Origin of the sequence: Paenibacillus caui (assembly GCF_019904135.1) — a bacterium.
GTDB lineage: Bacteria > Bacillota > Bacilli > Paenibacillales > Paenibacillaceae > Fontibacillus > Fontibacillus caui.
This window is the reverse complement of record NZ_JAIOGQ010000020.1, coordinates 75,082-87,415: the sequence shown is the minus strand read 5'-3', so window position 1 is coordinate 87,415 and position 12,334 is coordinate 75,082. Positions and strand designations below refer to the sequence as shown.

The window sequence follows — 12,334 nt, the reverse complement described above, 5'->3', positions numbered from 1 at the left end:
TATTTTTCACCTGTTTGCTCGCAACCCGCATCTATCCATAACGAGAATAATCCGCTCCAAGCAAGAGCAGCTTGATTTTGACAGCGATTCTCTGGCTTCTTAACCCTTAGAACTTTTCACTGTCCAGATATTTACAAGTTCAGAAATAAACCCATATTATGGAGTTATTAGCGAAGTTCGCGAATACTGAGACGTTAGGCGAAATAATTGCAAAATAATAAAACATATAAATAATCTTCGGAGGTGAAACATGGCCACTTGGGTGACACATTTCAGAATCGCTGAAAAATTAATAGATTTAGGCATTAATGTCAGTCATGAAGATTTTTTGGTGGGTAACATTGGACCGGATTGCGGACTTTATGGATTGGATGGGAGACTAAATCCTCCAAAGGAAATTACGCATTTTAAGATTAACGGAAAGATAAATGCCGAATTGTTTTATTCTCAATATATTGAAAATAACAGGAAGAGTATTAATGATAAAAGATTATCTTTTTGTTTAGGGTATTACTTTCATTTAGTGACTGATCAGGAATGGAGCAAATTATATAAACAAAAAAAGGAGGAGAGAGTATATCAAGATATACTAGGTTCACCTGATTATTGGAATTTAATTAAACGTGACTGGTATAATTTAGATTTTTTGTACTTAAAAAGCAATAGATACTGTATCTTTTGGACTGCATTTCAATACATTAACCAATTTCCAGATTATTTGAATTTCTTCCCAGAAGGTCAGATCAATGAGCAAATAAGACGGATAACAAGATTTTATTTAGAAGAAACAATTACTGATGACTACGAATTTGTATATCTAACCCAAAGAGAAGTTGATGAATTTGTGAACGGTACAGTTACCCAGATTAAAGAAATATTAGACACACGAATTGGAGTTAAGATCACTTGAAGGTAACTCGTGGGGGCAATTACTTCGCCTAACACCGCATTCACGCATCGGGCCTCTGACGAGACCCTCGGTCGCCAAGAGGAATTTTCAGAGAAGTGAATCAGGCGACAACCCTCACCACCTAACCGCATCGCGGCCGGTCCTTCGGACCTTAAGGTGGTGAGGGTTCGTGAATACTGAAACGTTATTTGCAATTGCCTAAAAGATATAAGAGGGAGTCAGTTCGATGAAGAATATCTTTCTTATAAGACATTGTAAGGCCGAGGGACAAGATCCTTCAGCCAAATTAACATTAGAAGGAGAAGGACAAGCCCAAGAGCTTGCAAGTTTTTTAAAGAACGAAGGAATAGAATTAATAATTACAAGTCCATTTAGACGTGCAATTGAAACGATCATGCCGTTATGTAAAATACTAAGTTTAAGTTACACAATTGAAGAAAGGCTAAAAGAAAGAGTCCTAAGTACGGTTGATCTTGTCGACTGGATGGATAAATTAAAGTTGACGTACGATAACGTTGATTTGAAGTATAAGGGCGGGGAATCATCCAGAGAAGCAATGAATAGAGGAATTGAAGTAATAAATGAGATAATAAGTGGATCGAACAAGAATATAGCTGTAGTAACGCATGGTGCTTTAATGTCTCTGATTTTAAAGCATTTTGATAATAATATAGGATTTGAAGAATGGAGAAAGCTTAGCAATCCGGATGTATATAAAATTAGAATGGAAGATAAGGAGAAAACAATAAAACGTATTTGGAAGTGAATTCGAAGAAGAGGCAACAGCACATAACACAGTGTTCCAGCTTAGCGGCTGACGCCGCTCGGTCTGCCCGAGGGATTCCGTGCAGACACATCGATTCCCCTAAGATAGGAGCTATCTAAGGGGAATCGACGTCAAGAACACAAGAACGTTATGTGAAATGGGGGCAACAAATGAGCAAAACAATTATGGAGGCCAAGTTAAATGGCTAATAAATATGTAAGAGCCTTTTTTCTTTTAATAATGATTATGGTTGCTCTAGGAAGTGTATTTGGTTGGTTGAAATACAAAGAAGATAAAAATTTTATGAATGAACTTTTATTACACAAACCTATATCAAAAAAGGACATCAAAGACACAAGAGCTGGTAAGGTGATATATAAGAGTATGGGTTCAGGGATGGCTAAAGCTGAACATGTCGAAATTGATATAAATGAGGAAGAAATGAATAAATTGATTAGTTGGTTTAATTCAGTACCAGTTAACTCGGTTCATGAAGTTGGCTCAGTTGAGGGAAGTATTATTGCTGGAATCGTATTAGACATGAGATCAGGTTCTGAGATTAGAATTCAATATAACTCAAATAATATTTATGTAACAAGAAACGATATTAAAGGAAAAGGAATCTATATTAAATATATTATTGAACATGAGTATATAAGGAAGTTTTTTGAAGATTTAACGAAAGAATATTATTTTGGCAAAGATAAAGTATCTTAATACATTTTGAAGCAACAGATAAAGTTGTTGGTTTTATAAATGCGTTGTCAGACGGTGTATTAACCGCATATATACCTTTACTTGAAGTATTGCCAACATACAGAGGACCAGGACCTTGGTAAAGAACTAGTGGAATGATAATAAGGAATTATGAAAAGCAATCAGGGAAAGATGTTTAGTCTGTTCAAAAATGCCAAATAAAAGAACATCATTTTAAGACCGTTTTTGGTTGTTAAAACTGCATTCTACGCTGCATTAAGAAGAAGATATCGGCGACTCATGTTGCTGTGATCTTCTTTTTTAATTCCTCTTGCTCCAATATAGCTTTTAGAGAAGGCGATGGTTTAGTTATCTCCATTTAGATGACTTGTCATATAATGATGTATCATCTATACTGGGGATATGTTATTTTTAACCAACAGGCGAGAGGTGCAGAAATCTATGAAAGTACATGCTATTGAAGTAGGCCGCGTTCGTGTTCATAAAGAACATATTGAAGGTTCAAGGAACCGTTTATGGGTATTTTTTTCAAAGGACTGGGCGGGGACAATTCCCATTCATGTATATTTAATTGAGCATCCAAACGGTTTGATATTATTTGATACGGGAGAAAGCCCTAAGCGGAATGAACCTTCTTACATTCCATGGTGGTCGCCCAGAACGGTAGAATTTGATTTAAAGCCGGAGGATGCGATCGATAAAAAATTGAAGCAGCTTGGATATCGCACGGAAGACATACAACATGTGATCCTTAGCCATTTGCATACCGATCATATTGGAGGAGTTCATTTATTTCCACATGCAACGGTCTACGTTACGAAGAATGAGTGGAAAGATGCCCACCGATTTGGGGCTTCATTACTCGGCGGCTATCATAAAGCACATTTTGATTATCCGAACCATACATATAAGCTGCTTGATTTTATTCCCATGAAGGAAGCTGCAGTCTTTGAACGGGGATATGACATTTTTCAGGATCGAACCCTTATTTTGGTTCCCACTCCCGGCCATACGAGAGGACATCAGTCGCTTCTGATTTATGACGAAAATCCAATTTGTATTGCCGGCGATGCGGTATTTAGTGAAGTTCACTTAAGGGAAGGAATTGTCGATGGCGTTTCTTCACACCCCAAATTAGCTCAGCAAACGATCCAAAAATTACAGTTATGGTCTAAAATGCACAATCATGCCCACGTATTAGGGACCCATGATCCAAGACCGAACATCATTATTGAGGAGAGGTCAGAATCATGATGAAAAAAATCGAAGCCATTCGCTATATGATCCTTGCTTTAGAAAGGGAAGGGAGCCGAAAATTTCAGGAAATAGTAAAATCAATCGGTGTCACAGGTCCACAAGCCGAGGTGATTCGTGTTCTGGACGAATTTGGGCCGCTTTCTCTGAAAGAACTGGGGACTCTTTTAATATGTGAAGGAGGGAGCCCTTCAAGACTTGTCGACTCGGTCGTTAAAGAAGGGTATGTCACTCGTTCCACTTCCGAATCTGACCGCCGTGCCGTTACGCTAATGTTAAGCGAGAAAGGGAAACAGAAATCATTAGAAATCAGTCAATCCGAAAAGCTTATGTATCAAACCCTGTCCGACCAGATACCAAGCGATTATATAAACCAACTGTATGATGCCATGACGCTGATTTTGAAACATCATGCTGCCGGAGCCCCGTTGATCAATCGAAAGCTTATTGAGTAGGGGCATGCAATCAAGTGATTCATTGATTATTCTGTGGAAGAGGTGAGGCGAACATCCCGTTTACTTTTGACATGATTAGTGCTAATATATACCAAATGAAAAACGCAATGAAGAGAAGAGTAAATGAATCAGGATTCCTCACAGAGAGCTCCGGCAGCTGAAAAGGAGCAGGAAAGGTTTCATTGAACCAAGTCTCTGAGCGGCGCATCGGAACTATGTAGTTAAGGGATGGTGTGACAGGAGCTCCTGTTATAGAGCTAGGGTATAAGCCTTTACGTGTGGCCGTACCTGAAGAGGCAGATATAGTGATATATCGGCGAACCGGGGTGGCACCGCGAACCAAATCTCGTCCCCAAGACCAAGTCTTGGAGGCGGGATTTTTTTGTTTGAAATTTTCTGATTACACTATCTGAAGGGGGATTATCTCATGAAAAATGAAAAGGCAGCAGAAGAAGCGGCGACCGATTTTTTGACGAAGCTGGTTATGGATGACGCAGAAAACGGCGTATTTGACAGACCCATTGCCACAAGATTCCCGCCGGAGCCGAATGGTTACCTGCATATCGGGAACGCGTATGCGATTCATGTGAATCATTCCATTTCACAGAAATGTGGCGGGACATTTAACCTTCGCTTTGACGATACCAATCCTCTTAAAGAAGACACCAAGTATGTGGAGGCGATCAAGGAAGATATCGGGTGGCTGGGACTTCAGCCGGCAGTTTATTTCGGTTCGGATTATTCGGGGCAAATTTACGAGGCCGCCGTTAAGCTGATCCGCAAGGGAAAGGCCTATGTCTGCGATCTGACTCCCACGCAAATTACAGAATACAGAGGAACCCTGACCGAGCCGGGCAAAGACAGCCCTTTCCGAAACCGGTCTGCTGCCGAAAATCTCAGCTTGTTCGAACAAATGAGAAAGGGAAACTTTCCGACTTCGTCCAAAGTCCTGCGCGCCAAAATCGACATGTCCTCGCCGAACCTGAATATGCGGGATCCGGTGCTTTACCGGATTATTCACGCAGCTCATTATCGGACCGGAAACGAATGGTGCATCTATCCCATGTATGATTTTGCCCATCCGATTCAGGACTGGATCGAAGGGATTACGCATTCTTTGTGCTCTGCCGAATTTAAAGACCACCGGCCGCTGTATGAATGGGTGCTGAACGAGCTTGAAGCTGCAAATCCTCCGAAACAAAGAGAGTTCGGACGTTTAAATATTTCCGGTCTGGTAACGAGCAAAAGATATTTGAGGGAACTCGTTGAAGGAGGCTTTGTGGACGGTTGGGACGATCCCAGATTGCCAACCTTAAGGGGACTCAGACGCAGGGGCGTAACCCCGGAGAGCATTCAGCGTTTTATGGAAGATATTGGAATGTTTAGGCAAAACAGTACGGTTGACGCGGCTATGCTGGAGCATTTCATCCGGCAGGACTTGAAGGAGAGATCCATCAGCGTGATGGCCGTCCTGAATCCTTTGAAAGTTATCATTACGAACTATCCGGAAGATCAAACCGAGAGGCTCAGCCTCAAAAATAACGAAGGAAATGAAGCGATGGGCAGCCGGGAGGTTCCTTTTTCAAGAGAGCTGTTCATTGAAAGGGACGATTTTATGGAGTCGCCGGTTGCGGGATTCCACCGATTGTCTCCGGGGAAGGAAGTTCGGCTGAAAGGAGCCTATTTTATTAAATGCGAGCAGGTGGTCAAAGATCCGTCCACTGGGGAAATCAAAGAGCTGCACTGCACCTATAATCCTTTGACGAAAAGCGGAACAGGGTTTAGCGGGAGAAAGGTAAAAGCGACGATTCATTGGGTGTCGGCAGCGCATGGAATCAGAGCGGAGGTCCATTTGTATGATCAGCTTCTCAAAGATTCCGCAGCTATTGTGGAGTCGGGAAATACATGGGAAGAGGTGCTCAATCCGGAATCGCTGATCAAAGTAAAGCAGGCTGTTCTGGAGCCTTTTCTTAAAGAGGCTTCACTTCAGGAAAAATATCAGTTCATCCGGCACGGCTATTTCTGCCTTGATGCGAGGTATACGACTGAGCATACAAAGGTGCTCAACCGTATTGTGTCTTTAAAGGATTCATGGAAAAAAGCCCGGGGATCAGAATAACCCCGGGTATTTCAGCCTGAGCGCAGGCATGGTAAAAAAATTTCATTTTAAGAGGGGCGGTTTTAAGAATCCGGCGACAGCTGTTGTTCTAGTGCTGACGATGCTCATGGCCATTTTTAAAGTCCATATTAAGAATGGCTTCTGGAACACCTCGGGCGGATATGAATTCAATCTGATTCTCATTGCGGTATTGGTGGGCATTGCGTTGATTGGTGCAGGTTCTCTTTCGATCGATGCCCTTTTGTAAGTACACTCACCTTAATCGGGCTGCCCCTCAGTAGTTAACAATAACTTTTGAGGAAAGCCTATTTTCTTTCAAGGCTGCTTTATTTTACGAATCGTGTTTCTCCCATAGGGTATCAAAACTGATATTTCATCTTAACGGATTCTTAACCCATTAACTTGCTGCCTTCTATTATCATTTAGTGTGAGCTCGAGTTGTTTGTTTGAGAAACACGATAAGGAGAACGTATAACCATGAACTTTAAAAAGCCAGCCAAAAAAGCAGCCATCACCTTCACTATGGCGGGAATTGTCGGACTGAGCGCATTGGGATTGGGAATAAACAACACCGTTTTGCCTGTGCAGCAGGCAAATGCAGCAAGCACCAGCAGCTATGTTTCCGAGCAGGCTCTGAAAACACTTAACAGCTTTTATAAACCGGCTTTGCAAGGCCAGTTTCCCGGAACGGTCAGCGGCCTGACCGTTGGTGAAAGTACCAAGCAGGACGTAATCAAAAAGCTTGGAGACCCTTCCATTGCTGGAAAAGATGCCGACGCCTTCGATCTTTACGGCGCAGATATGGGAAATCCCGGCTATGCCTTTTCCTATAAACTGAACAAAATCCGCGAAATGCGTTACTTTGGCACGAATGTGGAACGCCAAACGAACATCGGCGGCATCACCATGAAAATGCTGAAGCAGCACTGGTTTGCTCCAGACGCCAGTGCTACGATCAAAAACGGCAAGTCTAAGCAAATCAAGCTGACTTATGTTCGCGGAGCGTATAAGCTGGAGTTTATCTTCAACAGCAGTACCGATCTGGATCATATTAATCTTTTGAAAGGGTGACAAAGCTGATGAATAACGAACAGGAGGGACGCGCTGAAGCATCTCCTCCTGTTTTTTTAGTGCTCGATTAGATCGGTTAGCGCTACATCTCGTTCCTGTTCCGGCTTATCAAGCGGATAGACTCTGGCCGTTTCATTTTTCTCATCCACATGCTGAATATAGATGGGAACTCCATCATAGGTGACATTAACCATGGTAGGCAAAGTCACAATTTCTTTTGCGCGTTGAGTATTCATCACCCTTACCTCCTGACTGATGCTTGCATTCATAAATAATTTGTCCGCAAACGGGATTGGATATTCCGCCTGCACATTAATAAATTGTCCAGAGCGGCTAATCTCATACACAAACGGGTTGCCTCACAAAAAATCTAAACTTTCCTGGATAGCTGAACCCAACGCGGCAATACTGCAGAATCACGCAAATCAGTCTTTACATCGGGATGCCAATCTACTACGATGAAAATGAGAAAGCCACTGCGATGGAGAGTAATAACCAGGAGGTGCAAGATGACTAGAAAGATTTTGGTGAGCGCATGTTTGCTGGGGCATAAGGTTCGATATGACAATGGGGATGTTCCCTGCCTTGATCCAAGATTTCTAAATTGGTATGAGCAGGGCCTGCTCGTTTCGATATGTCCTGAGGTAACAGGCGGACTTCCAACACCCCGGCCAGACGCTCAGCGCCAAGGTGACCGGGTTGTTACGCGGGCAGGCACAGATGTGACCGAACCGTTCATGAAAGGCGCAAATGCCGCTCTTCAAATTGCGCTTGAGCATAATGTGGCGCTGGCCATTCTGAAACAGAATAGCCCGTCCTGCGGAAGCTTGTTTATTTATGACGGCACCTTCACGGATACGAAAGTCCCCGGTCAAGGTTTAACAACCGAACTGCTTCGAAGCAATGGCATAAAAGTATTTGGCGAAGATCAGCTGGATGAGGTCGAACAGGAACTGGCGCGAATGATGTAATAACATAAAAGTCCCGGAATATTCGCCACTTATAAATTTAAGCATATCGGCTTTTTTTGGATCCCAAGTTCGTATTTCAGAGTTACCGATGGTAACCCGAAATGCGAACTTTTACGTTTTATAACCCCTTTTTGTGTGTTGCTTGGCTCACGATTTAATTAACCATTTATTTTTCAAGAAAATAATAATAAAATATATGTATGCAATATATCGCTTAAAAAGGGGGAATAATTCATGCCGATACCTCAAAATTTTTCTTCACCCATTCGAATGTTGGCCAAAGATAAAGCATTTAACCAATTACAAAGATGAATTATTGATGGAACGCTTGAGCCTGGTGAACAGATTTACGATACAGAACTCTCAAAAGCTTTAGGTATTAGCCGCACACCGATCCGGGAAGCCCTGCAGATGTTAGAGGTTCAAGGTTTTATTGAAATGCGACCGGGAAAAGAGACGCGGGTAACCAAGATTAAAAGAGAAGATGTTATAAAAATTTATCCGCCGCTTGCTTCCTTGCATGCTTTGGCGGCAGAAGAAGTTGCCAAAATAATTACGGAAGAACAAATTGAAAGATTGAAAGAAATGACAAACGAATACGAGCAGTTAATGAATCAAGATCAACGATTTATAACCATGGAATGTGATGAGAAGTTCCACGATTTTATTGTTGATCTTGCTGATAATTCGTACATTACAGACTTCTCGTCAATATTGCAATTACATATTCGGCGGTTTAAATATTTGTTTTTAGAAAGTCATAAATGGGTAGTAAGAGAATCAATAAGAGAGCATAAAGCTCTAATCCAAGCTTTTGAACAGCATGATCCAGAGCAGGCTGTGTCAATTATGAAGCAAAACTGGCTTAGACCGATGAAGGAAGTTTACAATTTTCTGGTCAGTGAGAAACAATCATGAAGACAGAGAAGCAGTGGCTAGCCGATTTATCTTTACTTTTTATTGCGGTCGTATGGGGTTCCAGTTATCTTGCAACAAAGATTGTTTTATTGGATATAGCGGTATTCCCGTTCCTTTTTATTCGCTTTCTGCTTACAGCGGTTATTATGGTTCTACTGACGTGGAAAAAATGTGCGGAAGCCTCGATTCATACTTGGCGGTCAGGTATTATTTTTGGCTTATTTCTTTCAGCTATTTTCACATCAGAAACTTGGGGGATTCAGGGTACATCTGCTTCTAACGCTGGTTTCTTGATTAGTTTGTTCGTTATGTTCACACCAATTATGGAATCTCTCATGTTCAGAACAAGACTGAGTGGAGGTATTTTAGGGGCTGTATTGCTCTCAGTCATCGGAACGTTCTTTTTAACAATGAACAACGGTTATCAATTTAATATTGGAGATGTACTGATTCTCATTGCAGCAGTTTTACGTGCCGTTCAAATGACCGTGACACAAAAAATGACAGATGGAAAAGTTATGGATTCGAGAGTGCTGGTAACCATTCAATTGAGCGTCGTCGCTGTCATTATGGGCGTTTTATCACTGACAACTAATGGTATTCATGCTTTTACCGTGCCATCATCAATAACGTTTTGGCTGCTAACCGGTTATCTCGCTATTTTTTGTACGCTGTTAGCATTTTATATTCAGCTAACCATGATCAGGCGGACCTCTCCAACGCGGGTGGGACTATTGATGGGAACAGAGCCATTATTTTCAGCACTATTTGCTGTCTTTTTAGGCGGTGAACACCTTTCGATCCAAGAATGGCTAGGAGGACTAATAATAGTTATTGCCACCTATTTGGGGCGGCATATGGAAACTAGAAGCCGGCTAAAAGAACAAGTGAACAAAAATAATACAAATAGTTCAGCAGATGCAAAATAAAATGTCATTTACAAGGCCAAGCCCAAACGCTGGTCTTTTTTAACATATCAAGTAGATCCGAAGAGGGAATGAGTATGGGGTGGAGAGCGGAGCGGCCGCCTTTAGAGTCAGGTTCTAACCCTACAGCAAGTTCAATAAGAACATGGCTTGGGCAGCGGTGGAACCCATACTCATTTCCTTCCCCACGCACAAGCGTGTCACATAGCACACCACAGGACCTAGCGGTGATCTTCCGCCTTTGCGAGAGATCCTTATTGCTAGTGCCGTTAGAACACCGATAGGTACTTTTTCAGGAGCGTTTCACCATACTCCGGCTGCCCAGTTGGGGGCAGTGGCGATTCGTGCAGCGCTCGAAAAGGCAGGCGTATATCCGGATCAAATCGACGAAGTGATTATGGGCAAAATCGATACAGGGATGGTCGCGAAAATGCCGGAAAAAGTGCTTCAGCCCTTGCTGGATCGGATTCCACTGCATCGGCTTGGCAAGCCTTCGGATATCGCAAGGGCGTATCTGTTTCTAGCCTCAGAGGACTCGGATTATATAAATGGAACCGTCCTGGAGGTCAACGGCGGGCTTGTGCTGTAAGATTTAAGTAAAACGAGTAAACACACAAAAAAGAGCCCCAAAAAGTTGGGGCTCTTTCAGAAAGATAATCAATAATCAAGAATCGTATTTTAAGGATTTACGCCTATTCCAAATGGACTCGTTCCGACGGGTATCGCATCCATAAGCGAATTCGTTAAACCGAAGAAGATGGAGACGTTATTGTCGTTCGAGTTGGCTACATAAATTCCGTTCGTTAACGGATTCACGCCGACGCCGCGCGGTCCGTTCCCGGCAGGGAAGGTTCCTACCAGCGAATTGGACAACCCGTCGATGACAGTAATGCTGTTATCTCCACTGTTAGTTACGTAGACTCGATTAGTGACCGGATTCACGTCGACTGCTGACGGCGATGCCCCCACTGCATTGGCCCCAACAGAAAAGTTTGTATTCCCGTCGATGATCAAAAAATCGTTGAACGATTCCCGGACAACGTAAATCGCATTCGTCGAACGGTTAACCGCCACTCCGAACGGATCTCCTGCTATATCGTAGGAAAGCAGAATGCTGTTTGCATTTCCATCCAATACCGTGAAACTGCCGCCTTGACTGGCAACGAAAATCCGGTTCGTGACCGGATTGACATCGATGCCTCTCGGCCCGGTGCCTACACCTCCAATAGTAGTAATAACGCTGTTGGAAGCCCCGTCTATGACCGTCACGTCATTGCTTCCTTGATTAGCTGCGTATATCCGGTTTGTATTTTGGTTCACCGCCACCGCGGACGGTTGTGAACCTACGGTAATATTGGTTATGAAGTTATGGGTTGCCCCATCGTAGACGCCAAGCATATTATCCCCTTGGTTGGCCACATAAAACCGGTTAGTAACGGGATTCACAGCGACTGCTACCGGAGAAGTCTCAGTATTAATCGTTGCCATAACCGATTGGGTAATCCCGTTAATGACTGAAACCGTATATGATCCTGCATCGGCTACATAAATACGGTTAAACGAAGTCGGAATTTCGGGACCTGCGGGTCCAGGAGGTCCGGGCGGTCCAGGAGGTCCAGGGGGGCCTTGGGTTCCGTTAAACGGATACGCCCGGACATCATCCACGAAAACCCCCGCGCTTCCCGCCAAAGGAAGTGCATTGATGGTAAGCAGCGCTTGCGTAGTTCCCTCGGGCGCAGGAGAGGTCACGTTGTAATTTTCCGACCAATCGTCCGTCAATGTAACATTCGGAAGCCGATCGGAAGGATGGCTTACGACTAGCCCTGTTCCCAGGAGATGAAACGAACCATCGTAATACGATACCGATAAAGTTACGGGCTTGCTGGGTTGCGAACCATTTTTGGCGAGGGAATAGAAAATCTCTACATTGTTACCCGCGGACATTGGAATGAATTGGGATATATATGAGTTAATGCTTCCTCCGGCCAATAGCGCACTATACATACCGGAATGGCTTTGCGTACCGTTAACCGAAGCGTTAAGCGAGAGCCATGGCGCCAGAGACCCCGTTTCGAACCCGCCGTTAGCGATTACATTCGTTATTGGCAATTTGAACTCACCTCACTCGAGTAGAGAATCATAGTTTCAACCTCTTGCAAGGTATGTCCAATTCTCCCTATTCGTCACGGCAAGGGTGGAAATAGCAAGACCGTTTCGCCTTCAAACA

At 43.2% G+C, this 12,334-nt stretch carries 14 protein-coding genes, 1 pseudogene and 1 other annotated feature; of the genes and pseudogenes, 13 read left to right on the top strand and 2 right to left on the bottom strand.

Translation table 11 applies throughout. The annotated features are described in order from the left end of the window. Positions 1-250 precede the first annotated feature (250 nt). From K7397_RS13245 to K7397_RS13210, 9 genes and pseudogenes are all read left to right on the top strand, one after another. Positions 251-910, top strand: a complete 660-nt coding sequence (locus K7397_RS13245; protein WP_223068426.1) for a zinc dependent phospholipase C family protein — start codon at positions 251-253, stop codon at positions 908-910. Between the two features lie 226 nt (positions 911-1,136). Beyond that, positions 1,137-1,676: a histidine phosphatase family protein gene (locus K7397_RS13240; RefSeq protein WP_223068425.1), complete on the top strand. Its 540-nt coding sequence runs from the start codon at positions 1,137-1,139 to the stop codon at positions 1,674-1,676. Positions 1,677-1,877: 201 nt separating this feature from the next. After that, positions 1,878-2,393 carry a hypothetical protein gene (locus K7397_RS13235; protein WP_223068424.1) on the top strand — a complete coding sequence of 172 codons (516 nt, stop codon included), beginning with the start codon at positions 1,878-1,880 and terminating at the stop codon, positions 2,391-2,393. 14 nt (positions 2,394-2,407) lie between these two features. Next, positions 2,408-2,506: pseudogene (locus K7397_RS22220) on the top strand (GNAT family N-acetyltransferase); the annotation flags it as partial. Positions 2,507-2,834: 328 nt separating this feature from the next. Continuing rightward, complete coding sequence (locus K7397_RS13230) at positions 2,835-3,647, top strand: N-acyl homoserine lactonase family protein (RefSeq protein ID WP_223068423.1); 813 nt, start codon at positions 2,835-2,837, stop codon at positions 3,645-3,647. Next, entirely contained in the window at positions 3,644-4,102 is a 459-nt protein-coding gene (locus tag K7397_RS13225; RefSeq protein WP_223068422.1) for a MarR family winged helix-turn-helix transcriptional regulator, read from the top strand. Before K7397_RS13230 ends, K7397_RS13225 begins: the two co-directional genes overlap by 4 nt. 98 nt (positions 4,103-4,200) lie before the next feature. Continuing rightward, positions 4,201-4,459: a binding site (T-box leader), on the top strand. A gap of 70 nt (positions 4,460-4,529) precedes the next feature. After that, a complete protein-coding gene (locus K7397_RS13220; RefSeq protein ID WP_223068421.1) occupies positions 4,530-6,221 on the top strand; it encodes a glutamine--tRNA ligase/YqeY domain fusion protein in 1,692 nt (563 codons plus the stop codon). 28 nt (positions 6,222-6,249) lie between these two features. Beyond that, positions 6,250-6,468 (top strand): DoxX family protein, encoded by a 219-nt coding sequence (locus K7397_RS13215; RefSeq protein WP_223068420.1) that lies wholly within the window; start codon positions 6,250-6,252, stop codon positions 6,466-6,468. A 230-nt stretch (positions 6,469-6,698) separates the two neighbouring features. Then, positions 6,699-7,292 carry a YjgB family protein gene (locus tag K7397_RS13210; protein WP_223068419.1) on the top strand — a complete coding sequence of 198 codons (594 nt, stop codon included), beginning with the start codon at positions 6,699-6,701 and terminating at the stop codon, positions 7,290-7,292. Between the two features lie 56 nt (positions 7,293-7,348). Here K7397_RS13210 and K7397_RS13205 read toward each other — a convergent pair whose 3' ends face one another. Next, positions 7,349-7,528 carry a small acid-soluble spore protein H gene (locus tag K7397_RS13205; protein WP_223068418.1) on the bottom strand — a complete coding sequence of 60 codons (180 nt, stop codon included), beginning with the start codon at positions 7,526-7,528 and terminating at the stop codon, positions 7,349-7,351. A gap of 273 nt (positions 7,529-7,801) precedes the next feature. Here K7397_RS13205 and K7397_RS13200 point away from each other — a divergent pair, with 273 nt between their 5' ends. The 4 genes from K7397_RS13200 to K7397_RS21570 all read left to right on the top strand — a co-directional run bounded on the left by K7397_RS13200 (position 7,802) and on the right by K7397_RS21570 (position 10,696). Then, entirely contained in the window at positions 7,802-8,263 is a 462-nt protein-coding gene (locus K7397_RS13200; RefSeq protein ID WP_223068417.1) for a 2-thiouracil desulfurase family protein, read from the top strand. 312 nt (positions 8,264-8,575) lie between these two features. After that, positions 8,576-9,181 (top strand): GntR family transcriptional regulator, encoded by a 606-nt coding sequence (locus K7397_RS13195; protein WP_337926729.1) that lies wholly within the window; start codon positions 8,576-8,578, stop codon positions 9,179-9,181. Continuing rightward, positions 9,178-10,110 carry a DMT family transporter gene (locus tag K7397_RS13190; RefSeq protein ID WP_223068416.1) on the top strand — a complete coding sequence of 311 codons (933 nt, stop codon included), beginning with the start codon at positions 9,178-9,180 and terminating at the stop codon, positions 10,108-10,110. The genes K7397_RS13195 and K7397_RS13190 overlap by 4 nt, the downstream gene beginning before the upstream one ends. Before the next feature lie 238 nt (positions 10,111-10,348). Then, positions 10,349-10,696: an SDR family oxidoreductase gene (locus K7397_RS21570; protein WP_237690903.1), complete on the top strand. Its 348-nt coding sequence runs from the start codon at positions 10,349-10,351 to the stop codon at positions 10,694-10,696. An 89-nt stretch (positions 10,697-10,785) separates the two neighbouring features. Here the strand turns inward: K7397_RS21570 and K7397_RS13175 are convergent, their stop codons facing one another. After that, a complete protein-coding gene (locus tag K7397_RS13175) occupies positions 10,786-12,216 on the bottom strand; it encodes an NTTRR-F1 domain (protein WP_223068415.1) in 1,431 nt (476 codons plus the stop codon). Positions 12,217-12,334 lie beyond the last annotated feature (118 nt).